Source organism: Austwickia sp. (assembly GCA_016699675.1).
GTDB lineage: Bacteria > Actinomycetota > Actinomycetes > Actinomycetales > Dermatophilaceae > Austwickia.
This window is the reverse complement of the sequence record CP064985.1, coordinates 3,133,602-3,156,627: the sequence shown is the minus strand read 5'-3', so window position 1 is coordinate 3,156,627 and position 23,026 is coordinate 3,133,602. Positions and strand designations below refer to the sequence as shown.

The window sequence follows — 23,026 nt, the reverse complement described above, 5'->3', positions numbered from 1 at the left end:
CCGGGACGAGGGGCCGCGCGCGGCTCCCCGTCAACGGGGCCTCGGCGGGGCAGGCTGGACCTGCCAGCCTCGGCGCAGGGGGCCGCCGACAGGTGCGCCGACGAGGTCGCGTCGGGCAGGACGCACGGCACGGGTCGGGAAAAATCGCCCCGACTCCCGTCGCGGGGGGTCGCCTGGCTCAGGTCGCTGCGGCCCCGGTCGAAAGGTCAACCATGCGAATTGTGCCCTCCCGCCGCTCCCGCGCGCGCGCCCTCGGCGCCGCCTCGCTGGCCCTCGCCGCCTGTCTCGGCTCCGGCCTGTCCGCGGCGGCCAGCCACGCCGCGCCGGCCGGACTCGGCATGCGACCCGACGTCGCGACGGACGCCCCGGCCTTCGTGCCGGCGGCGGCGCGTGGCCTCACCGACCAGACGCCGCAGGCGCTGCCCGCCGGGGCCGCCGCCCCAGCGGGCAGCGCGGCCGCCGCGGGCGACGCCGCGACGAAGGTGCTGCCCGCCGCGGCCGACGCCTTGCGGCAGCTCCCCACCGGCGCCGAGTGCCCGGCCGGCATGACGCGCGCCCGCACGCTCTACGCCGGCGGCTTCGAGGACCGGGTCCTGCCCGAGGCGACGTACACCAAGGGGTGGTCCATCGTCTCCGGCGGCCGCACCGGCAGCTACGCCGCCAAGTCCTCGATCAGCGCGACCGACCCCAGCACGCAGCCGAGCGCCGACACCGGCTACTGGCCGCTGGCCATCCCCTACGTGACCAGCGGCGGCGGCCGGACCATCCTGCGGTACGCCATCAAGGGCGACTACCCGGACGACGCCGCGTACGTCGCGGTCAACGCCGAGTCCGGCTGGGCCGCGCCGTCCAGCTCGTGGGGCCTGGTGACCCTGGACGTGACGGACGCGATCACGGCGGCCGACGCGAACTCCCTCGACGTGCGGTTCGCGAACTTCCCGGCCAAGCCGGCGACCAACTCGACGATGTACCTCGACGACATCGAGGTCTACACCTGCAGCGCCGCGTCCAAGACCCGTGGCGACTTCGACGGCGACGGGCTGGCCGACCTGCTGACCGTCAACGCCGGCGGTGACCTGCAGCTGTGGCCGGCGACCGGCGACCTGCACCTGAAGAGCCCGATCCGGGCCGGCTGGGGCTGGGGTGGGGCGACGTGGCTGGGATCGCCCGGCGACCTCAACGGCGACGGACGCGCCGACATCATGGCTCGGTTCAGCGACGGTCGGCTGATGGCGTACTACGGCGACGGCGCCGGCGGGTTCACCGTCGGATCCAAGCAGGTCGGCAAGGGCTGGAACGGCATGACCGGCATCGTCCCGATGGGCGATCTGGACGGCGACGGCAACTTCGACGTGCTGGCCCGCGACGCCGTCGGGAACATCCGCCGGTACTGGTTCGTCAGCGACGGCACGATGACCGGCGGCACCATCGTCGGCGTCGGCTTCGGCGGCTTCACCTCGCTGTTCACGATGGGTGACTTCGACCGCGACGGTCGCTGGGACCTCACGGGCATCGCCCCCAACGGCGACATGCGCGTGTACACCACGCTGCCCACCGGTGGCCTGTGGGGCACCGGCCAGAAGATCGGCAACGGCTGGGCCTTCAAGCAGGTCAGCAGCTCCGGCGACTACGACCGGAACGGCTACGCCGACGTGCTGGGCCTGACCTACGACGGGCGGATCCTCGGCTATCCCGCCAAGGCCGGCGGCACCTGGGGCGACACCGTCACCACGGGCGTGGGCTTCGGCGCCTTCCGGCTCATCCTCTGACGTCCAGCCGCCGGCGCGGCGGTGAGCCGCCAGCGCCGGCGGTGAGCCGTCGGGTCAGGCGGCGATGTCGACGGTCCGGTTGGACCGCGCGGACTCCAGCACGGCCTGCGCCGTGCGGACCGTGGCCAGGCCCTGGGCCATCGTGACGATGTCGGACGGCTCGCCGAGAACCGCGTCCCGGAACGCCTCGTGCTCCAGCAGCAGGGGCTCCTTCTTGGTGAAGCCGTAGCGGATGGAGTCGCCCTCCGTCACCCCGCGGAACTGGGCGATGCCCTCCCACGGGGTCTCGGTCGAGCCGTTGGCGTGGAACGTCAGATCGGCGAGCAAGGTGTCCACCACGAAGGCGCCCCGCTCCCCCGTGATCACCGTGACGCGCTCCTTGAAGGGCGTGAGCCAGTTGACCAGGTGGCTGGTCACGGTGCCGTCGGCGAGCCGCCCGGTGACCGCGACCAGATCCTCGTACTTGCGACCGCTCTTGTACGCCGTGTGCGCCGCCACCTGGGTGAAGGGCTGCTGGGTGACCCACGCGGTGAGGTCGATGTCGTGGGTGGCCAGGTCCATGACCACGCCGACGTCGGAGATCCGCGCCGGGAACGGGCTCTGTCGCCGGGTGACCACCTGATATACCTGGCCGAGTTCCCCGTCGGCGAGGCGCTTGCGGGCCTGCTGCAACGCCGGATTGAACCGCTCGATGTGGCCGACCGCGCCCACCAGTCCGGCGGTCTCGAACGCCGCCGCCAGCCGCTCGGCGGCCGCCGTGTCCTGGGCCAGGGGCTTCTCCACCATGGCGTGCACGCCGGCGGCGGCCAGCTTCGTGCCGATCTCTTCGTGGTACGCCGTCGGCACCGCCACCATCGCGTAGTCGATGCCGATGGCCAGGAGCTCCTCGACGCTGGCCACCAGGGGACGGCCCTTGGCGACGTGGTGCGGGTCGCCCTGGGCGTCGCACACCGCCACGAGATCCACCCCGGGCAGGGTGCTGAGCACCCGACCGTGGTGGCGGCCCATCATGCCGAGTCCGACGAGGCCGGCGCGCAGATTCGCCATCACGCACCCGCCGTGGCCAGCGCGTTGACGGCGGTGACGATCCGCTCCAGGTCGGCCTGGCTCAGGCTCGGGTGCACCGGCAGGGACAGGCACTCCCGCGCGGCCCGCTCGGTCTCGGGCAGGTCGACGTCCGCCTGGAAGGGCTTGAGCCGGTGGTTGGGCACCGGATAGAACATGCCCGATCCGACGTTGTGCTCCTCGCGCAGCGCCTTCGCCAGGCCGTCCCGGTCGTCCGCGACGCGCACCGTGTACTGGTGGTAGACGTGCACCGCGCCCGGGGCGACCGGCGGCGGGGTGACCCCGGCGAGGTTGGCCGTGAGGAAGGCGGCGTTCTGCTGCCGCTGGGCGGTCCAGGCGTCGACCTTCTTCAGCTGCTCGCGTCCGATCGCGGCGTGGAGGTCGGTCATCCGGTTGTTCAGCCCGACCACCTCGTTGTGGTATTGCATCTCCATGCCCTGGTTGCGGTACAGCCGCACGAGCCGGGCGATCTCCTCGTCGGCGCAGGAGACCATCCCGCCCTCGCCGGAGGTCATGTTCTTCGTCGGGTAGAGGCTGAACATGGCGAACGCGCCGAAGGCCCCCACGGGTGTCCCGTTCAGCGCGGCGCCGTGGGCCTGCGCGGCGTCCTCGAACAGCTTGATGCCGCGGGCCTCGCAGACGGCCTGCAGCGCCGGCATGTTCGCGGGATGCCCATAGAGGTGTACCGGCAGGACGCCCACGGTGCGGTCGGTGACCGCCGCCTCGACCGCCGCGGGATCGAGGCAGAAGCTGTCGGGCTCGATGTCGGCGAAGACCGGCGTGGCGCCCGTGAGCGCCACCGAGTTCGCCGTCGCGGCGAACGTGAAGGACGGGACGATCACCTCCATCCCCGCGCCGACGCCGGCGGCCAGGAGGCCGAGGTGCAGGCCCGAGGTGCCGGAATTGACGGCGACGCAGGGCCGCCCGAGCCGGAAGTGCGCCGCGAACTCCTCCTCGAAGGCCTTGACCTCGGGTCCCTGGGCGAGCATCCCGCTGCGCAGGACTCGCGTCACCGCCTCGATCTCTTCGTCGCCGATCAGGGGCTTCGCAGGCGGGATGAAGTCGTTCATGACGGCGGAGGACCTCTTTCGACGATGGCTGCGGGAGGGCACAAGCTGAGCCGGCCGTGCGGCGCCCGATCTGGTCGGCCCGCGGTACCGTCGGGTACGGGCCGGGACCACGCCACGCGGCGACGCGCGGCGATCCAGCCTCGACTCTATCGAAGCGGGCTCCCCGGAGAGGAACGCGAGCCGTGAAGGTGGTCAGTGTCGTCGGGTCACGGCCGCAGTTCGTCAAGCTGGCGCCGGTGGCGCGGGCGCTGGCCGACGCAGGCGCAGAGCACGTGGTCATGCACACCGGGCCGGCCTATCTCCAGGCGATGTACGCCGACCTGTTCGAGCGGTTCGACCTGCCCGGGGTGGATGTCCACCTCGAGATCGAGCCCCCCTCCGCCACCGGCGAGACGGCCGAGGTGCTGGTGGCGCTCGAGGCGGAGCTGGCCGAGCGGCGGCCCGACTGGGTGCTCGCCTACGGCGACACGGACACGACGCTCGCGACCGTCCTGACCGCGGCCACGCTGCACCTGAAGTCGGCGCACGTCGAGGCCGGCCTGCGGTCGTACAACCGGGCCATGTCGCAGGAACGCAACCGCGTCGCGGCGGATCACACGGCCGACCTGTTGCTGGCCCCAACCGTGGGCGCGGTCGAGCACCTGACCCGCGAGGGGCTCGCGGAGCGCACCCGCCTGGTCGGCGACGTCATGGTCGACGTGCTCAACTCCGCGCTGGCCAGCGTGCAGCAGCGGCCGCCGCTGGGCGTGCCCCCCACGAACGGCCCGTACGTCGTCGCCACCCTGCAGCGCTCGGCCAACATCGCGGACCCGGACCGGCTGGCCGAGATCGTCAGGTCCCTCGGCGCGCTGGCCGCCCCGGTGCTCCTGGTCACCAACCCGCGCCTGTTCCGGGCGGCCCAGCGGCACCAGGTCGACCTGCGGGTCGGCAGCATCCGCCGGGTGCCCCCGCTCACCTACCTCCAGATGATCCACCTGTTGCGCGGCGCGAAGGGGGTGGTCACCGACTCGGCGGGCGTACAGAAGGAGGCCTACGTCCTCGGCGTCCCGTGCACCACGCTGCGCTCGGAGACCGAGTGGCCGGAGACGTTGCAGGGCGGCTGGAACGTCCTGGAGCGCGACGTGACCAGGCTGGCGGCGCTGGCCCTGCGCCCCGCCCCGGGGGCACCGCGCGAGCAACCGTTCGGGGACGGTACGGCGGCGCGGGCCATCGTCGCCGAGCTGCAGCGGGGCTGAGGGCGGGCCCGCCGAACGACGGCGTACGCCGTTCGGCGGGTCACGGTGGGCGTGGCTCGCGACGGCGGTCCTCAGGCCGTGACCGCCTCGGGCAGGCGCACCGAGTCGAGCGGGATCACGGGGTAGAGCTCCGGCTCCTGGTCGGGACGCAGGGCCGTGGGACCGTAGATCCACTCGGTGAAGATGTAGTCGTAGGTGTCCCGACTGCGCAGGATCTCGTTGCGCTGCAGCCGCTTCTCCCCGTCGTGGTGCCACAGCTCCCCCCAGACGCGGCCGGTCGACAGGACCCGGCGGCAGTGTTCCGGACGGACGGCGTTGTACGCCGTGAGCACGTCGTCCCAGTCGATGGTGGAGCCGGCGTCGGAGCCTGAGTCAGCACCGGACCCGGCGGCGGCGCCGCGGACCGCCCGCTGGGCGGCGACGTGCTCGCCGAGCACCCAGGCGTCCTCGATGGCCATGATCGCGCCCTGCCATGTACTGCAGGGGCGGGTGCGCCGCATCCCCGAGCAGCGCAATCCGCCCGTGCACCCAGTTGTCGATCGGGTCGCGGTCGAACATGCGCCACCACCGGTCCCGCCACATGAGCGGCAGCCCGGTCTGGATCGGCTCACACAAGCCCTCGAAGGCGGCGTCCAGCTCGTCGGGGGTCCCCCAGTCCTCCTCGCCGGCCAGGGCCTTCGGCGACTCGAACACCGCCACCTGGTTGAACATGTCGCCGCCGCGCAGCGGGTACTGCACGAAGTGGCACCCCGGCCCGACGTACAGCACGACGTCGGTGTCGGACACGTTGTTCTCCCGCACCATCTCGATGGGGACGGCGCCGCGGTAGGCGACGTACGCCGAGTTGACCGGCTGGTCGTCGCAGAGCAACTTGCGTGCCACGGAGTGCAGGCCGTCCGCGGCGATGACGAGTTCGGCCGTCTCCACGTGCCCGTCGGAGAAGGTCACCTCCGCCCCGTGGTCGGTGTTGGCGAAGCCGACGGCCTGGCTGTCCGTGACCAGGTCGACGCCGAGGCGCTCGCAGGCGCGCAGCAGGGTGCCGTGCAGGTCGCTGCGGTGGATGACCAGGTAGGGGAAGCCGTACTTGCGCTCCAGATCGTCGAGGTCGAGCCGGGTGAGCTCGGTGTTGTCGACGGCGTCGCGCATCACCATGGCGCTGGGCTGAACACCGAGGGCCTTGATCTCGTCGAGCAGGCCGAACTCGTTCAGGATCCGGGTGCAGTTGGGGGCGATCTGCATCCCCGCCCCGACTTCGCCGAAGGTCTTGGATCGCTCGAAAAGCCGCACCTTGATGCCCTGCCGGGCCAGGGCGATGCCGGCGGCGAGGCCGCCGATGCCACCGCCCACGATGAGGACGTCGGGTCGCGATGAGGTGGTCATGGTTCTCTCCTTGTCAGGAACGGGGGTGGGGTGGGGGCTCGTCAGAGCCAGGGGCCCAGCGCGGGGGCGGGCCGGCCGTCGGCGCCGACGACGCCCTCGGCCGGACGGCCGGCCAAGTAGGCGGTGACGTCGGGCAGCGAGCCCGACACGTCGGGCCGTACGCCGCGCTTGGTGACGATGTCGTCCTGAAGCGCCAGCAGGAAGTCGTCGGGGAGGTCGGCGAACCGCAGGCCGGTGGCCAGGTCGACCGCGTGGACCAGAACCTCGCGGGCCCGGAGCCAGCCGATCTGAGCGGCCGGGACGGTGCGGCCCTGCGCGGTGACGACGGGGGCGGCCCACTGCTCCTCGCTCAGGGCCGCCATGTCGCGCTCCAGGCGGGCGGCGGCGGTGCCGAACCAGTCCTGCAGCTCGGCCGGCGGGCGACGGCTTCCGTCCTCGATGTCCTGGGCGCGCTGGTCGGACGAGGCGTACATCGGGGTCTCGATGCCGGTGGCGGCCCAGCGCACGAGGTTGCGCAGCGCGTCGGCATTGGCCGCCAGGTGGGCGACGAGGTGGGCCCGGGTCCATCCGGGCAGCGCCGAGGCTTCGGCGTACTGTTCCGGACTCAGCCCCGCGATCTGGGAAGCCGACAGGGCGGTTCCCTGGGCCACCCACCGCAGCGAGTCGTCGAGCGCGGGGCGAACCCCACCGGGCAGCTCGTCGGGGGTGACCAGATAGGGCCCGACCGGAGTCGTGGCGTCCCAGGCCTTGCCCTGCAGCCACTCGCGGGTCCGGAACTGCCAGTCGCGGCAGGTGATGTCGTTGAGCACGGTGAATCCGGCGATGGCCGCCTCGGCCTGCGCCGCGGTGGCCCGGCGCACCGGCGCGCCGATGACGACCGCCAGCTCGACCTCCCAGTCGAACTTCTCGGTCTCGGGGGGCCGCACGATGTCGTCGTGGGCGCCGATCAGGCAGTCCCCGAACTTGGCGAACAGGGTGGGGTATTCGGGTAGGTCCCGGCCCATCCCCTGGATGTGGTTGCGGTAGTTGAGCCCGACGCAGACGACCTTGCTCGGCTGCGGGACCAGGGGGGCGAAGTCGGCATCGGCGACGGCGTACCGGGGCCCGTCGGCGGCCTGCGCCGCCGCGGCCCAGCCGGGCTGCGCGAGGACCGCGCCCACGTCGGGCTGGCCGAGGTCGACGAGCGCGTCGCCGTCGAGGCGTACGGCGGTGGTGTGGCCGGAGCGGCGGATGGTGGCGAGTTTCACGAGAGGTTCCCTTCGGTGTGCGTGCGGGCCAGGTTGAGGCGCTCGAAGATCGGCGCGTCGCTGAACTGGAAGAGGTCGAGGGCGCCGGAGTCGGAGTCGGACGGCGCGGCCTCCGAGCGGATCGACAGGGGCTGCCAGGACGGGACGACGAACAGGTCGCCGCGGGACACGGTCCAGGTCTGCTCGCCGACCGTGACGACCCCGGAGCCGTCGAAGACCTGGTAGACGGACGATCCGGTCTCGCGCCGGGGCGCGGTCTGGGCGCCGCGGACGATGCGGTGGAACTGGGTGCGGATGGTCGGCAGGACGTCGCCCGCGGTGGTGGGGTTGGTGAACCGGATCGCGGCGTGGCCGGGCTCGACGGTGGCCGCGTGGCCCTCGCGCTCCAGGTCGAGCTGGTCGGCGAGCGCCCGATCGGTGTCGGCCCAGCGGTAGCACAGCAGCGGGCTGCCCTCGCGACGGCCGAGCTGGGCGAGCGGGGCGACCCCCGGGTGTCCCCACAGGCGCTGCGACCGGCTGCGCTCGGGCGTGCCGTGCTCGGCCGGGGTGAGCTCCTCGCGGCCGAAGTCGAAGAACTGGGCCTCGACCTCGAACTGGAACGGGATGTCGAGGCCGTCGAGCCACGCCATGGGGGTCGTGGCGGCGTTGTGGTGGGCGTGCCAGTTCCAGCCGGCCTGGGGCAGGAAGTCCCCGCGGTGCATGGGCACCGGGTCGCCCTCGACGACGGTCCACACACCGGAGCCTTCGAGGACGAACCGGAAGGCGTTCTGGGTGTGCCGGTGCTCGGGGGCGTCCTCGCCGGGCATCAGGTACTGGATCGCGGCCCACAGCGTGGGCGTCGCGTAGGGCCGGCCGCCGAGCGACGGGTTGGCCAGCGCGATGGCCCGGCGTTCGCCGCCGCGGCCGACGGGGACGAGATCGCCGGCCCGGCCCGCGAGGTCGAGCAGTGCGGCCCATTCCCAGCGGTGCGGCTGGGCCTTGGTCGTGGGGCAGCGCGGCATGAGGTCGCCGATCTGCGTCCAGAGGGGGACGAGGCGCTGCTGGTCGAAGCCGCGGTAGAGGTCCTGCAGCTCGGGGGTGGCGACCGGCTGGCCGGGCGCGTCGACCGCGACGAGGGCGGGTGAGGTCATGGGGGTTCCTTTCGGGGGCCGGGCGGTCGGCCCGGGTGCAGGGGTTAGTGGGCGAGGACCGTGACGGGCTTGTCCGAGGCCGGCTTGGTCGCGGCGAGGGTCACCAGGAGCAGGACGGCGGCGAGACCGGCGGCGATGGAGAAGGCGAGGAAGTTGCTGCCGACGCCGAGGTTCGCCTCCAGGAGCCAGCCGCCGACCTGCGGGGCGAGGACCGCCCCGAGCCGGCCCACGCCGAGGGCGAACCCGAGCGCGGTGCCCCGCAGCTTGGCCGGGTAGTGGCTGGCCACGGCCGCGATGATGAGGCACTGGGTGCCGTGGGTGCCGACGCCGGCCAGGATGAGCGCGGCGTACACCGGCAGGACGCTGCTCGGGTAGGTGAGCAGGTAGGCCAGGCCGATGGCGGCGAGCGCGGCCGCGGCAATCGCGCTCTTGATCGGGCCGAAGCGGACACCGGCCCACGCCGTGATGATGGAGCCGAGGACGGCGCCGACGTTGAGCGCGATGAGGAATCTCAGCGGGTTGCCCATGTCGAACCGGGCATCGCTGCCCATGAGCTTGGGCAGCGATGCCCAGGCCGTACCACGCGAAGAGCGTGGCCACGGTCGCGATCGAGTACATCACGGTGGCGAGCAGCCAGGGCGCGCGCAGGATGGCGCCGATACCGGTGGCGTGGTCTTCGCGGTGCCCGTGGACCTGCTCGTCGGCGGTGTGGTCGATGCCGTACGTCGCGTCGATGCGCGCCGCCTCGTCGGGGCGGCCGTGGGCTCGCAGCCAGGTGGGCGACTCGGGCAGGAAGACGACGCAGAGCGGCAAGAGGACCAGGACGGCGGCGGAGGCGACGGCGTACATCGGTCGCCATCCGGCGGCCGGGATGACGGAGGTGCCGATGAGCGCGGCTGCCGTGCCGCCGATGGGCACGCCCGACATCATGATCGTCGAGACGGCGGAGCGCGTTTTGGCGCTGACGAATTCGGCAGTCAGGGCGTTGGCGGACGGGACGAGGCCGCCCAGGCCGAGGCCGGCGAAGAAGCGCAGCAGGCCGAAGATCTCCCGGTTGGGAGCGAAGTAGCACAGCGCCGTGAACAACGAGAACCACAGCGTGCACCAGAGGATGGTGCGGCGCCGGCCGAGGCGGTCGGCGAGGGCGCCGGCCGCGAGGGCGCCGACGAGCATGCCGCCGAAGGCCAGGCTGCCGATGAAGCCGGCGGTAGCTGCGGTCAGGCCCCACCCGGGTTCCTTGAGGAGGGACGGGATCGTGGTGCCGTAGACGATGAGGTCGTAGCCGTCGAAGACCACGATGAGCCAGCACAGCAGGATGACCAGCCATGCGGGACGAGTACGCAGCCCCGTGGGCCGCTCGGAGACCAGTGTGCTTGTCATGTCCACCAAGGTCCCGCTGTTCTAATCAGCAGAATCCAATTTTCTGTCTTGCAGAACACGTGCTGGACTGGGCACATGCCGAAAGACCTGAAGACCCCCCCGCCGTACGCCGTTGCCAGCGTCGACCACGCCCTCCGGATCGCGGCATGGCTGCAGCTGGAGGGCTCGATCACGGTCACGAAGGCCGCGAACCGCCTCGGGGTCGCGCGCTCCACCGCGCACCGCCTCCTTGCGATGCTCGTCTACCGCGACTTCGCGCTGCACGAGGACTCGGGCGAATATCGAGCCGGGCCGGTGCTCGAGCTAGCAGGCGCCTCACACTCCGCCACCGCGCGGCTCCGGGAGGCCTCGCTCGGCCCGATCGAGGCCCTCGTCGCCCGCATCGGCGAGACCGCCAACCTCATCATCCGCACGGGGGACACCGCCCGCTTCGTCGCGAGCGTCGAATGCAGCCAGGCCCTGCGGGTGGGCAATCGGGAGGGGATGGTGTTCCCGGCCCACCGCGTGGCGGGCGGCCGGGTGCTGCTCGCCGAGCTCGACGATGCCGCTCTCGCCGCGCTGTACGCGCCGGAACGGTACGCCGACCGCCCCGACGAGCGACCCGACGTCGAGCGACTCCTCAAGGACCTGGCGCGAATCCGCAAGAGCGGCTTCGCCGTCAACCAGGGGTGTCCGAGCGGGGGCTGGTCGCGGTCGGCCGGGCCGTGCCCGGCCCCGACGGCGCCGGGATCGCGGGGCTGTCGATCTCGATGCCGAGCGTGCGGTACACCCCGCAGGACCTGCCCCGCCTCGACGCGGCCCTGCGCGATGCGGCCCAGGCCATCGCCCGACTGTTGTGACGTTGTTCGGGTTCGGCAACTGAGAACAGGGGCACATCCCGACCGCGGCGTCAGCCGCGGCCCACGACGACGAAGGTGACCCCCGCGAATCGGTCCGGGTCGAGGGCCTTGCGCCCGTCGACGACCACGGCCACGCCGGGGATGTCGGCGGCGCCGTACTCGCGGTAATCCGCGTGATCGGCCTGCAAGATGGCGACGTCCGCGGGCTCGCCGCGCTGCCACGGGGCGAAGCCCAGCTCGGCCAGCTCCTCGGGGCGGAACATCGGGTCGTGGACGAGCACGTCGGCGCCGCGGGCGCGCAGGGCATCGACGGTGGGATACACCCCCGAGAACGCCGTCTCCTTGACCCCGCCGCGGTAGGACGCACCGAGCACGACGACGCGGGCTCCCGCCAGGTCGCCGTACGCGGCCGCCGCCAGCCCCACCGTGTAGGCGGGCATCTCCAGGTTGGCCTCGCGGGCCGCCCGCACCACCGTCGCGTCCGGGTCGGTGTGCAGGTAGAGCCGGGGGTAGATCGGGATGCAGTGGCCTCCCACGGCGATGCCGGGGCGGTGGATGTGGCTATACGGCTGGGAGTTGCTCGCCTCGATGACCTGGTAGATGTCGATGCCGCGGCTCGCCGCGAACCGCCCGAACTGATTAGCGAGGCCGATGTTCACGTCCCGGTACGTCGTCTCGGCGAGCTTGGCCATCTCCGCCGCCTCCGCGGTGCCGAGGTCCCAGACGCCGTTCGGGCGGTCGAGGTCCGGCCGCTCGTCGAAGTCGAGCACGGACTCGTAGAACTCGCGGGCGCGCTGCCCCCCCTGCGGCGAGAGGCCGCCGATGAGCTTGGGATATTTGCGCAGGTCGGCGAAGATCCGCCCGGTCAGGACGCGCTCCGGGGAGAACACCACGTGGAAGTCGCGGCCCTCGACCAGCCCGGAGACCTCCTCCAGCAGCGGCTTCCAGCGGTCCCGGGTGGTGCCCACGGGCAGCGTCGTCTCGTACGACACCAGCACCCCCGGGTGCAGCCCCGCCCCGATGCTGCGGGTGGCGGCCTCCATCGTGCGATAGTCGGGCACCCCGTCGGCGTCGACGTGCAGGGGCACCACGACGACGACCGCCTCACTCGCGGCGACCGCGGCGACGGTGTCGAGCGTGGCGCGCAGGCGACCGGCGTCGACGGCAGCGGCCAGGCGCTGGCCGAGCTCGGCCTCCCCCGGGAAGGGCTCGGCCCCCTGATTCACCAGGTCCACCAGGTCGGGCTTCACGTCGGCCCCGAGCACGGTGTGGCCCTGGGCGGCGAACTGCACGGCCAGGGGCAAGCCGATCTTCCCCAGTCCGACAACGGTGATGTTCACAGGCCCCTCGTTCCCTGGTGTGGCGCGTTCGGCGCCGCAGCCCCGCCGCGGGCCGCGCGGCCCCAGCCGATCTTAGGCGCTGCGCCGCAGGCCACGCGGACGGCGGGGCGGCCTGGCGTCAGTCCGTGGGGTCCGGGGCGGGGTGCAACCGGTTGAGGGCGCGGCTGAGGGCCTCGACGACGCGCGGGTCGTATTCGTACCCCAATCCGAGATAGATCCGTTCCATCCCGGCCCGGCGAGCCTCCGCGTAGTCCGGTCCGAGGCGACCGCCGTAGTCATCAAAAGCGTTGGCCACCTTGATGATTCGCGCCCCGATCGGCACGTCGGCGCGGCCCGACATCACCCGGTGGTAGGGGACGGACTGGTTGCAGAGCAGGTTCGCGAGGGGCCCGGGCGGGCCGCCCTCGCGCAGCAGCATGGCCCCCCGGTCGGCGATCCGCTGCTGATCGCTGGGCGCGGCCTGGACAGTGGCGCCCCGGGGAAGGGTACGGCGTAGCTCCAGCTGGCCCAGGTCGTGCACGAGCGCGGCGCTCGAGAGGGCCTCGGTCTCGCGTTCCGACATCCGCATCTCGCGCGCCATGAGGCGGGCCAGCTCGCTGACCCGCGCGGCGTGGCCTTCGGCGACATAACCGACGATCTCCGGCATGCGCGACAGCGACCGCAGCGCTTGGGCGTAGGTGTCCTGGACGTGCACGAATCTGCGTACGGCGAAATCGGTGAGCCCCAGGAAGGCGAGCAGCAGCGGAACCGCGACCAGTCCGAGGACTGAGCTGGTGAGCGCGATGAGGGCCCCCGTGGCCGCGACGGCGGCACCGAGCGGGTAGTGGCTGCGCGCGTCATCGGGGGCGAGGGTGCGCCAGCCACCGAACAGGGCGGCCGTGCGACCCACAGACCGCAGGGGGGCCTCGAACAGGGCCGTCAACAGGCCGATGCCGACGATGACGAACGCCAGCAGCCAGCCGGGCCAGTCCTGGCCGGCGACCTCGAGGGTGGCGCCCCGGAACAGCGGGAGTTCGCGGACGATCGCCGCGGCGACCGCCACCGTGAAGAGCCGAATGGCAGCGTCGAGGGCCGTGTCCAGGTCGTCCCACCGCATTCTGCCCCGCGCGACGAGCACCGCCTGGCCGCCCCACTGCCCCAGCAGGACGACGACGAGGACCTCGGCGCTGGAGCACCAGAAGGGGTAACCATCGAGCTTGGTGGTGACCGCGAGACCCATGCCGGCCGCCGCGGAGATCGATGAGGTGGGGAGCCGGCCCGGGATATCTAACCGGAACTGCTCCGCGACGGCGATGAGCAGCACGTAGAAGAGGAGCGCGGCCCAGTGACCATGGGCGCCGCGCAGGACGTTGCCCGGCATGAGCATGCCGAGGACGACGGACAGCGCGACGAATGCCAGCACGACCACGCGGGTGTGCGTGGCGGTCACCGTGCGCCCCCCGGGGGCTCCTGCGGGGTTCGCACCGTCCGGACCCTGGCCCGCCGCGGGGCCGCGGACCGCGAGCCGTGCTCTCGGGCCGCGTCATCGTCGGGGCCCAGGCTCGTGGCGGCGCGGGACGAGTCGTCCGCCGGTGGCGCATCCGGCGTGTTCGGCGCGGTCGCCGCGATGGCGCCCCCACTGGACAGCTCGTCGGCGATGACATCGGACATGGCGGGGAGGGTGTGGTGGTCCCAGAGCCAAGACCCCTCGTTCAACGGGTCGTCGTGGCCGGGCCGCTCCCGACCCCGAAGCGCGACGGTCAGGGCCTGCAGGACCCGGGGGTCGAGCTGGGCGCCGGCGGAGAGCTGCAGCTCGGCGAGGGCTCCATGGGTGTCGAGCGCTGCGCGTTCCCCGCGCGAGGTCGTCAGGGCGTCGAACGCGTCGGCGACAGCGAGGATTCGCGCCTGGAGCGGGATCTGCTCGCCGACCAGGCCGTCGGGATAGCCGCGCCCATCCATGCGCTCATGGTGGGACCGGATCGTGGGGGCAGCCTCGTGCAGGAAGGGGATGCCCGCCACGATGCGCTCGGCCAATTCCGGGTGCGGCAAGAGGGCCTGCACGTTGGTGTACGGCCCCGTTCCGCCGCGTTGGACGTCGGTGGCCCGCACGACGGACTTCATCGCGATGTCGTGCAGATGCGCCGCGTAGCCCAATGTTCGGCGCTCGTGCTCGGTCAGGCCGAGCTGACCGGCCATCAACTGGCAGAGCTCGTCAACGCGCGCGCCGTGGGCGGCGACGCGACCGTCGGGGCCGTCGCCGGCCCGCGCGAACATGCCGACGATGCGCTCGTGGGCGCGGACCTCGTCGCCGTACTGGACATAGACGAAATGCGCGATCGCCAGCGGCGCCGAGATGAGCACCGCGCTTAACGGGCCGACGCCCGCTGGCCCCCACAGCAAGACGAAGACGAACGCGACTAGGGCGTAGCCGAGGTAGAGCGGGACCAACTCACGGATACTGCCGGCCAGAACATGGCGCGGATTACCCCCCGAAATCGCGATCATGCCGCCGAGGACGGCGACGTTCACCACGAACATCGCCAGGTCGGCGGCGAGCAAGGGGGCTCCCAGGTGCCGCAGCAGCGGCGTTCCCGTCTCCCCCAGCGGGAGGACGTGACCGCCGCCGACGAGTCGGAACACCAGTCCGCCGGCCAGGGTCATCGATCCCGTCATCACGCCGTTGAAGACCGGAACGATGGACCGACCGTACTTCGTGTCGATCTGCGGGACCAACAGGCCGATCACCCCGGCAATGAGCGGGCCGTAAACAACCATGCAAGCCAGCAAGATAGCCGTCATGAATGAGTTAGCCGCACCGGTGGTTGGCAAGTCCATGGTGCGCACACTCACCACTGACAAGGCGAGAAAAATGGCGATGCCGGGGATGTCAGCGCCGGTGAGGGAAAGATCACGAACGGCGACGACGGCCATGAACAGCCAACCGATGGCAATGCTGAGGACATACGCAAAGGGCCCCCACGATTTGCGTGAGGACCCCCCCGGTGCGGGATGTTCTGTCACGAACGACCTCGCTGGGTGCGCATGGTGGTAGTTGTATCAGATCACGGCTGCCAAAAGATGGTGCGCCGACGGATGGTGAGGGGTGTCATGGAAATTCTCCTTGCGCTGCAGGGCTGGTGCAGCGCGATGAGGGGGGCGGGGCGAACCCTACAGCCTCGTCGACCCCCCCCTTCGCGGGAGTCCGTCGGCCGCCTGAGTCCGACTCGGTCGACCCGGAGCAGGTCGACTTCTCAATCTTGACACTCCAAGGCGATCTCGTCGACTTCTGAGGGGAATCCGTTGAGAAATTATACTAAAGTTTGGGCATCCCGTTCCGAAAGCGCGCACATTCAAGGACCACTCGTTTTGGACGCACGTCCAGGAAATGCACGGTCTTAGCGACATATTCTGCCCTCAGTGGCACGGTCCGGAAAGAGCGGGCCCCGCTCGACCCCGCCCCCCCAGGGTAGGTGCCCGGCTCTCCGCCGCGATGTGTCAGACTGAGCCGAAGTCCGCCGCGGCCCCGCGGCGAGGACGGCCAGGGCCAGGACAGCCCGGGCGAGAGCAGCCAGCACGAGGAGCAGGACGATGAGCAAGCGTGCCCGCAAGCGTCGCGACCGCAAGAAGAACAAGGCCAACCACGGGCGCAAGCCCAACGCCTGAGCGGTCCGCCGGACAGCCGAAGGGGCCCTCCCCACCTGGGAGGGCCCCTTCGGGCGTCTGGGCGCACGCATCGTACGGGGGCTCAGCGCTCCTCGAACCGCACGTGCTCCTCGTAGCGCACCGCGTCGTAGTCGACCCGCACCGTCGTGATCCGCGTCATGATCGACAGCCGCAGCGTCTCCGGCGCGGGTTCACACGCACACGACCGCCGGATGAGCGCCTTGAGCAGCAGGTCCCGCTCGTACGCGGTCATGCACTCCCCGCATTCGTCGAGGTGGGCGCGCACGCGGGCGACGTCCTCCGCGGTCATCTCGTCGTCGATGTATTCGTAGACCCGAAGCAGCACCTCGGAGCAGTCCGTGGGTCCGGGGTGGGCAGCGTGGGATTCGGCGTGCTGGCTCACTGCGCCTCACCCCCGAGGAATCCCCGCTCCCGGGCGTAGTCGGTGAGCAGCTCCCGCAGCTGACGACGGCCGCGGTGCAGCCGAGACATCACGGTGCCGATGGGGGTGTCCATGATCTCGGCGATCTCCTTGTAGGAGAAGCCTTCGACGTCGGCGAGGTAGACGGCCAGCCGGAAGTCCTCGCCGATCTCGGCGAGGGCGCGCTTGACGTCGGAGTCGGGCAGGTGGTCCAGCGCCTCGGTCTCCGCGGACCGCAGGCCTCGGGAGGTGTGCGACTCGGCGCGGTGCAGCTGATAGTCCTGCACCTCGGCCGCGTCGGACTCCAGCGGCTGGCGCTGCTTCTTGCGGTAGGAGTTGATGTAGGTGTTGGTGAGGATGCGATACATCCACGCCTTGAGGTTCGTCCCCGGGCGGTATTGGTGGAACGCCGCAAAGGCCTTGGCATAGGTCTCTTGCACCAGGTCTTCGGCGTCCGCGGGATTGCGGGTCGTGCGCAGCGCCGCGGAATACAACTGGTCCAGGAACGGCAGGGCCTCAGCCTCGAAGCGGGCCGCCCGCTCCTGCGGCGTCTCATTGGCCACGTCCACCAGCTCCGCAGTGCTCGGCTCCGCGGTGGGGTCACTCGGCTCGGCCGGTTCCAGGTCCGCCGTCAGCGCTCCGGGGGTCCGATTCGTTTCGCTCATCGCGCTCAAGCCTAACCGGGCGGATCGCTGCCCACTTCCTGAGCCCGGCGTGAGCAGCTGCCCCTCAGGCAGCGCGGGATGGGTGAGGAACAACGGTTCTCCTCGCGGGTGGCGACGACTCCGACGGGGGCGTTAACGCGGGTCGGCGGGGACGCATTCCCCGGCGTACCGGTTCGTCAGCCAGTCCCGGACCGCGGCGACCACGTCGCCGGGGTCGCGGGAGAAGCCGTGCCCGCCCGCGACGGCGACGACGGGGGCCTCGGGGACGGCCGCGCGGATCTCCGCGGGTCGGCCGAAGGGGTCGGTGCCCCCCTGAACGACCAGGACTGGCACCGCGACCCCCACCAGCTCGGCGGCGCGGCTCGCGGCGGGCTTGCCGGGCGGGTGCAACGGGAAGGCCAGCGCGAGGACACCGTCGGCGCCGACCGCCCCCGCCGTACGGCAGGCCACGCGAGCCCCCGCGCTGCGGCCCCCGACGACCAGCGGGACAGCGAGGCGATCCGGGCCGGCCCGCAGGCCCGCGAGGATGGCCAGCCACGCGGCGTCCAGCTGCCGCGGCGGCGCCGCCACCTTGCGCCCGGCCACCTTCCAGGGCTGCTCGACGAGCACGACCTGCCACGGCCGCGGGTCGGTCGCGAGCCTGGTGAGCGCCGCCAGGTCCGGGGTCCAGTCCCCCGAGCCGGCACCGGCGCCGTGCGAAAGGACCAGGGCTCCGACCGGCTGCGGCGGGGTCCACGCGTGCGCTCGGGCGGAGCCGTGGGGGGTGTCGAGAGCGCGGACGGTACGGCGTACGCCGTCGGCACCCGCCGCATCGGTCCCCCGGGCCTCCTCGGCCACGCCGGGCGTTTTCGGCGCGGCACCACCGGCGGCTCGGGTCGGCGCCCGATCTTCCCGGTTCATCCGCCGATCACCTCCCCCGTCATCGGGTCGACGACGCCGACGAGTTCGTCGCGGCCCAGGGGCCGGAGGAGGTCCGGACCGTTGGCCGCGGATGAGCCCACCTCGCGGTCGATCGGATAGGCGGCGAACCGACCGGGCTCGCGGGGCCGCACCAGGTGGGCCACCGCCTCGGGGTCGGTCAGGCCGGGGTCGAGCCAGGCCGCCCAGTCGGCGCGGTCGAGCACGAGGGGCTGACGGTCGTGGATGCGATCCAGGCCGGGTTCGGCGGCGGCGGTGACGATCGTGAAGGTCGTCAGCCACGCCTCGGGGTCGTCGTCGGGGCGGGCCGCGTCGCGCCAGAACTCGTAGAGCCCGCCCAGCGCCACCAGGTCGCCGTCGAGGCGGTGCATGAAGAAGGGCTGCTTGCGGGGCTTGCCCTTGGCGTCCTTCGCGACCGGGCTGGACTGCCACTCGTACCAGCCGTCGGCCGGCACGATGAGCCGCCGGGTCGCGGCGGCCTTGCGGAAGGCCGGCTTCTCGAACAGCGTCTCCGCCCGGGCGTTGGTCATCCGGGCCCCCACGCTGGGGTCCTTCGCCCAGCCGGGCACCAACCCCCAGGTCATCAGGCGCAGCTGCCGCACCGGCTCAGCAGGCCCCGGCGGCTCGGCCGGGTCGGCGTTCCCCCCTGCGGCGCTGCCCGGTCGGGGGACCCGCTCCACACAGACCCGGGCGTTCTTGCTGGGCGCCATGTTGAAGTCCGGCTGCCCCGCCGGCGGTTGCTGCGGGTTCTTGAGGATGCTGCGCACCGCCTCGGCGGTGTGATCGGCCACCACCTCGAGCTCCTCCACGAGCTCGTCGGTGGACTTCGAGGCTGCGTAGCGGCCGCACATGCCGGACAGCCTAAGCGCGCCGTTCCCGACGGGCGGGCGGTTGCGGGGGCGGTGGGGGCCGGTAGCGTGAGGGCTCAGGCCTCCCCACCCTGGGGACCCCCGATGTCAGGAGGATTCATGACCCTCGTCCGCCGCCTCGCCCGTCCGGCGCTCGCCACGGTCTTCGTGACGGGGGGCATCGACGCGCTCCGGCACCCTGGCGGGCGCACCCAGGCCGCGGCCCCGGTGGTGGAGCGGGTCTCGGCACTGACCGGGATGCCGAACGACCCCGAGCTGATGGTCCGCGCCAACGGCGCGACGATGGCGCTCGCGGGCCTGGCCCTCGCCTCGGGCCGCCTCCCCCGGGTCGCCAGCGGCCTGCTCGCGGCGTCGTTGGTCCCGACGACCTACGCGGGCCACGCCTTCTGGACCGAGACGGATCCGGCGGCGCGCAAGCGCCAGACGCTGCAGTTCCAGAAGAACCTGGGGCTCCTCGGCGGCGTCCTGCTGGCCTCCGTCGACACGGCCGGAAAGCCGGGCCTGGCCTGGCGGGCGCGCAACGCTGCGCGCATCGCGCAGCGGGAGGCCCGCAAGAATGCGAAGGCGGCCCGCCGCGAGGCGAAGCTCGCTGCGGTTCAGGCCAAGTTGAAGGTCTCCTGAGAGACGGCGCGCCGACCGTGTCCGACCCCGTCCCGGCCGAGGGTGACTGGGCGGCGCCGTACGCCGCGGCGCCCGTGCAGGCCAGCGTCACCCTGCCCGGCAGCAAGTCCCTGACCAACCGCTATCTCGTGCTCGCCGCGCTCGCCGGCGAGGAGTCGCGGTTGCGACGGCCGCTGCGCAGCCGCGACACCGTGCTCATGGCCGCCGCCCTGACGGCGCTCGGGGCGCGCATCGACGACATCGCCGGGGACGACCCGGCGCAGGCCGACTGGCTCGTCACACCCGGCCCCCTCCGGGGCGGCACCGAGGTCGACTGCGGACTCGCCGGGACCGTGATGCGCTTCCTGCCCCCGGTCGCCGCCCTGGCGGACGGCCCGGTGCGCTTCGACGGGGACGAGCAGGCCCGCGGGCGCCCCATGGGGCCCGGGCTGCAGGCGCTGCGCGATCTGGGGGTCGGCGTCGACGGCGACGCGCTGCCGTTCACGGTGCGCAGCGCGGCCGTGGTCCCCGGCGGTGCGGTGACGCTCGACGCCTCGGCCAGCTCCCAGTTCGTCTCGGGGCTTCTGCTCGCGGGGGCCCGGTTCTCCGACGGGCTGACCGTGGTTCACGACGGCAAGCCCATTCCGTCCACGCCGCACATCTCCATGACCGTGGAGGCCCTGCGCGACGCCGGCGTCGACGTGGACGACTCGTGGCCGGATCGCTGGCGGGTGGAACCGGGGCCGGTGCACGCCCTCGACGTCCAGGTGGAACCCGATCTGTCGAACGCGGCCGCCTTCCTCGCCGCGGCGATGGTCACCGGCGGCCGCGTCGAGGTCCCCGGCTGGCCGCAGCACACCACCCAGGCGGGCGACGGGATCCGGGACATCTTCGACGCCATGGGCGGTCAGGTGTCGTTGAGCCGCGAGGGCCTAGTCGTCACCGGCCCGGACCGACCCGAGGGGCTGGACGTCGACCTGCACGACGTCGGCGAACTCACGCCGGTGGTGGCGGCGGTGGCGGCGCTGGCCGCGTCGCCCTCCTGGCTGCGCGGCATCGCCCACCTGCGCGGCCACGAGACCGACCGGCTCACGGCGCTGGCGACCGAGCTGACCAAGGTCGGGGCCCGCGTCGAGGTGCTCGACGACGGCCTGCACATCGTGCCCGGACCGACCCGGCCGGCGCGGCTGCACACCTATGCCGACCACCGGATGGCGATGGCGGCGGCCGTTCTCGGCCTCGGGGTGCCCGGCGTGGTGCTGGACGACGTCGCCACGACGGCCAAGACCATGCCCGACTTCGCGCGGCGCTGGACGGCGATGGTGACGACGCCCTCGCTGCCGGTCAGCGCCGGACGCGGCCGGGGGGCCTGATGGCGCGGGGCCAGGACCGGTACGACCACTACGAGGATCGGTTCCGGTCCCGGCCCAACCCCCGCGGCAGCAGGCCGCGCACGAAGGATCGGCCCCGGCACGACGACGCCGTCGCCGGGCGCGTCGTGGCCATCGACCGTGGGCGATACACGACGCTGGTGGAAGACCGCGAGGTCCTCGCCATGCGGGCCCGCGAGCTCGGCCGCAAGGGGATCGTCGTCGGCGACGAGGTAGGCCTGGTCGGCGATGTGTCGGGGTCTCCGGACGCGCTGGCGCGGATCGTGCGCGTCGCGGAGCGGGCCAGCGTGCTACGGCGTACCGCCGACGACACCGACCCCGTCGAACGCGTCATCGTCGCCAACGCGGACCAGCTCGCCATCGTCACGGCGCTCGCGGACCCTGAACCACGACCGCGGATGGTCGACCGGTGCCTCGTTGCGGCGTACGACGCTGGCCTATCGCCCCTGCTCGTGCTCACCAAGTCGGACCTGGCGGACCCGGCGGAGTTCCTCGCGGCGTACGACGGCCTGTCCGTTCCGGCCGTCGTGACGAGCGTCGAACGTCGTACGCCGAGGGCCGGCGCCCCCGGTGCCCCCGACGGGGCCGACCCGGCCGAGCCGGCGAACGTGACCCCCGGCGAGCGGATCGTCCACGGGCTCGACGCGCTGCGCGACCACCTGGCCGGGCGCGTGACGGTGCTCGTCGGCCATTCCGGGGTGGGCAAGTCGACCCTGGTCAACGCCCTCGTTCCCGGCGCGGACCGGTCGATCGGCCGGGTCAACGACGTCACCGGGCGCGGCCGGCACACGTCGACCTCGGCGGTGGCCCTGCCCTTGCCGGACGACCCGGAACGCGGCTGGGTCATCGACACCCCCGGCGTGCGCTCGTTCGGCCTCGCACACGTCCCCGCCGAGGAGATCGTCGACTTCTTCGAGGACCTCGCCCCCGGGCACCGCCGCCTGTCCGCGCGGCTGCAGCCACGACGAACCGGACTGCGGACTGGACGACTTCGTCGCGGCCGGCTCCGCGGGCCCCAGCGGCCCGGCACGGCTGGACTCCCTGCGCCGCCTGCTCCGGGCCCGGGCGGGGACACCCGAGTGACCGGCCCGACCGGGCTTGCGGAGGCCATCGCGCGGCACGGCGTCGCGCTGGCCGCATTCGACGTCGACGGCACGCTGCTGACCAGCGATCACCGGGTCACCGACCGGCTGGTGGCGGCTGTTGCCGGGGCCCGCGCGGCCGGCGTCGAGATCGTGCTGGCCAGCTCCCGAGGCGCGTCGGCGCTGCGACCCGTGCTCGCGACTCTGGGCCTCGATGAGCCGGGCGTCCCGTTCGTCGCGGCGGGTGGAGCGTTCGTCGGTACCCGGGACGGCGCCGGTGCCTTGGTCCCGCTGGCGCACCGGCCGGCCCCCCTCGCAGGCGCGCGGGCGTTCGCCCGGTCCGCGCTGGCGGCGGGCCTTGCGGTGGGGTGGTATGCGGGCGACGACTGGTACGTCGCCCAGCCCGACGCGACGATCGAGGCGGAGATCCGCGTCGTCGGGGTCGAGCCGACCGTCGTGGCGGCGTCGGCGATGACGCAGGATCCAAGCGCGCGGCCGGCGGAGCCGATCGGTGCCGACGCCGGGGCGCTCCCTGCGCCGGACAAGATCCTCGTCATGGCCCCCGAGGGGCGCATGGCCGCCGTCGAGGCGCTGCGGGCCGATCTGCCGCCCGGGCAGTCAGCGCAGACCTCGAATCCCACGTTCCTGGAGATCAACGGCGCCGGGGTGGACAAGGCCGTGGCGCTGGCCGATCTTGCGAGCGAGCGCGGGCTCCCAACGTACGGGCTTCTCGCGATGGGCGACGGCCCCAACGACGCCGCCATGTTGGCGCTCGCCGGGCTGGCGGTCGTGCCTGCGAACGCCCGCGAGGCCGCCCGCGCCCACGCCGACGTGGTGGTGCCGAGCAACGACGAGTACGGCGCCGCGATCGTGCTGGAGGCGCTGGCCCGGCGGTCCGCAGCGCGCCCCGAAGGCCGCCGCTGAGCCGCGCGCGAGCCAGCCGTCGCGCCGCTGGCTGCGGGCCACTAACCTGGGGAGATGGC

16 protein-coding genes and 4 pseudogenes are annotated in these 23,026 nt (G+C 72.7%); 7 read left to right on the top strand and 13 right to left on the bottom strand.

Features of this window, described 5'->3' with window-relative positions:
• Nucleotides 1–212 precede the first annotated feature (212 nt).
• Nucleotides 213–1,769 (top strand): VCBS repeat-containing protein, encoded by a 1,557-nt coding sequence (locus tag IPK37_14415; GenBank protein ID QQS00107.1) that lies wholly within the window; start codon nucleotides 213–215, stop codon nucleotides 1,767–1,769.
• 54 nt (nucleotides 1,770–1,823) lie between these two features.
• Here IPK37_14415 and IPK37_14410 read toward each other — a convergent pair whose 3' ends face one another.
• Together IPK37_14410 and IPK37_14405 are read right to left on the bottom strand one after the other, a co-directional pair.
• Nucleotides 1,824–2,816 carry a Gfo/Idh/MocA family oxidoreductase gene (locus tag IPK37_14410; GenBank protein QQS00106.1) on the bottom strand — a complete coding sequence of 331 codons (993 nt, stop codon included), beginning with the start codon at nucleotides 2,814–2,816 and terminating at the stop codon, nucleotides 1,824–1,826.
• The gene (locus IPK37_14405; protein ID QQS00105.1) at nucleotides 2,816–3,904 is read right to left on the bottom strand and encodes a DegT/DnrJ/EryC1/StrS family aminotransferase; all 1,089 of its coding nucleotides are present in this window, start codon (nucleotides 3,902–3,904) and stop codon (nucleotides 2,816–2,818) included. Before IPK37_14405 ends, IPK37_14410 begins: the two co-directional genes overlap by 1 nt.
• Nucleotides 3,905–4,086: 182 nt before the next feature.
• Between IPK37_14405 and IPK37_14400 the strand changes: the two genes are divergently transcribed.
• Complete coding sequence (locus IPK37_14400; protein QQS00104.1) at nucleotides 4,087–5,139, top strand: UDP-N-acetyl glucosamine 2-epimerase; 1,053 nt, start codon at nucleotides 4,087–4,089, stop codon at nucleotides 5,137–5,139.
• A 71-nt stretch (nucleotides 5,140–5,210) separates the two neighbouring features.
• Here the strand turns inward: IPK37_14400 and IPK37_14395 are convergent.
• From IPK37_14395 to IPK37_14380, 4 genes and pseudogenes are all read right to left on the bottom strand, one after another.
• A pseudogene (locus IPK37_14395) lies at nucleotides 5,211–6,519 on the bottom strand (FAD-dependent monooxygenase).
• 41 nt (nucleotides 6,520–6,560) lie between these two features.
• Complete coding sequence (locus IPK37_14390) at nucleotides 6,561–7,766, bottom strand: fumarylacetoacetate hydrolase family protein (GenBank protein ID QQS00103.1); 1,206 nt, start codon at nucleotides 7,764–7,766, stop codon at nucleotides 6,561–6,563.
• Nucleotides 7,763–8,896 (bottom strand): cupin domain-containing protein, encoded by a 1,134-nt coding sequence (locus IPK37_14385; GenBank protein QQS00102.1) that lies wholly within the window; start codon nucleotides 8,894–8,896, stop codon nucleotides 7,763–7,765. The genes IPK37_14390 and IPK37_14385 overlap by 4 nt, the downstream gene beginning before the upstream one ends.
• A gap of 44 nt (nucleotides 8,897–8,940) precedes the next feature.
• A pseudogene (locus IPK37_14380) lies at nucleotides 8,941–10,276 on the bottom strand (aromatic acid/H+ symport family MFS transporter).
• A 75-nt stretch (nucleotides 10,277–10,351) separates the two neighbouring features.
• On the opposite strand from IPK37_14380, the pseudogene IPK37_14375 reads away from it, so the two are divergent.
• Nucleotides 10,352–11,115, top strand: a pseudogene (locus tag IPK37_14375) (IclR family transcriptional regulator).
• Between the two features lie 50 nt (nucleotides 11,116–11,165).
• On the opposite strand, the gene IPK37_14370 reads toward IPK37_14375, so the two are convergent.
• The 7 genes from IPK37_14370 to IPK37_14340 all read right to left on the bottom strand — a co-directional run bounded on the left by IPK37_14370 (nucleotide 11,166) and on the right by IPK37_14340 (nucleotide 18,952).
• On the bottom strand, nucleotides 11,166–12,455 hold the full coding sequence (locus IPK37_14370) for a nucleotide sugar dehydrogenase (protein QQS00101.1): 1,290 nt from the start codon (nucleotides 12,453–12,455) through the stop codon (nucleotides 11,166–11,168).
• Between the two features lie 118 nt (nucleotides 12,456–12,573).
• Nucleotides 12,574–13,884, bottom strand: coding sequence for a hypothetical protein (locus IPK37_14365; protein QQS00100.1), 1,311 nt, complete (start codon nucleotides 13,882–13,884; stop codon nucleotides 12,574–12,576).
• Complete coding sequence (locus IPK37_14360) at nucleotides 13,881–15,209, bottom strand: HD domain-containing protein (protein ID QQS00099.1); 1,329 nt, start codon at nucleotides 15,207–15,209, stop codon at nucleotides 13,881–13,883. Before IPK37_14360 ends, IPK37_14365 begins: the two co-directional genes overlap by 4 nt.
• 970 nt (nucleotides 15,210–16,179) lie before the next feature.
• Nucleotides 16,180–16,500, bottom strand: a complete 321-nt coding sequence (gene rsrA / locus IPK37_14355) for a mycothiol system anti-sigma-R factor (GenBank protein ID QQS00098.1) — start codon at nucleotides 16,498–16,500, stop codon at nucleotides 16,180–16,182.
• Entirely contained in the window at nucleotides 16,497–17,183 is a 687-nt protein-coding gene (locus IPK37_14350) for a sigma-70 family RNA polymerase sigma factor (GenBank protein QQS00097.1), read from the bottom strand. Before IPK37_14350 ends, rsrA begins: the two co-directional genes overlap by 4 nt.
• Before the next feature lie 132 nt (nucleotides 17,184–17,315).
• Nucleotides 17,316–18,020 (bottom strand): hypothetical protein, encoded by a 705-nt coding sequence (locus IPK37_14345; protein ID QQS02896.1) that lies wholly within the window; start codon nucleotides 18,018–18,020, stop codon nucleotides 17,316–17,318.
• 59 nt (nucleotides 18,021–18,079) lie between these two features.
• Entirely contained in the window at nucleotides 18,080–18,952 is an 873-nt protein-coding gene (locus tag IPK37_14340; protein QQS00096.1) for an SOS response-associated peptidase, read from the bottom strand.
• A 117-nt stretch (nucleotides 18,953–19,069) separates the two neighbouring features.
• Between IPK37_14340 and IPK37_14335 the strand changes: the two genes are divergently transcribed.
• From IPK37_14335 to IPK37_14320, 4 genes and pseudogenes are all read left to right on the top strand, one after another.
• Nucleotides 19,070–19,591, top strand: coding sequence for a DoxX family protein (locus IPK37_14335; GenBank protein QQS00095.1), 522 nt, complete (start codon nucleotides 19,070–19,072; stop codon nucleotides 19,589–19,591).
• 17 nt (nucleotides 19,592–19,608) lie between these two features.
• Nucleotides 19,609–20,943, top strand: coding sequence for a 3-phosphoshikimate 1-carboxyvinyltransferase (gene aroA / locus IPK37_14330; protein ID QQS00094.1), 1,335 nt, complete (start codon nucleotides 19,609–19,611; stop codon nucleotides 20,941–20,943).
• Nucleotides 20,943–22,044, top strand: a pseudogene (locus IPK37_14325) (ribosome small subunit-dependent GTPase A). Before aroA ends, IPK37_14325 begins: the two are co-directional and overlap by 1 nt.
• Complete coding sequence (locus tag IPK37_14320; GenBank protein QQS00093.1) at nucleotides 22,041–22,967, top strand: HAD hydrolase family protein; 927 nt, start codon at nucleotides 22,041–22,043, stop codon at nucleotides 22,965–22,967. Before IPK37_14325 ends, IPK37_14320 begins: the two are co-directional and overlap by 4 nt.
• Nucleotides 22,968–23,026: the final 59 nt, after the last annotated feature.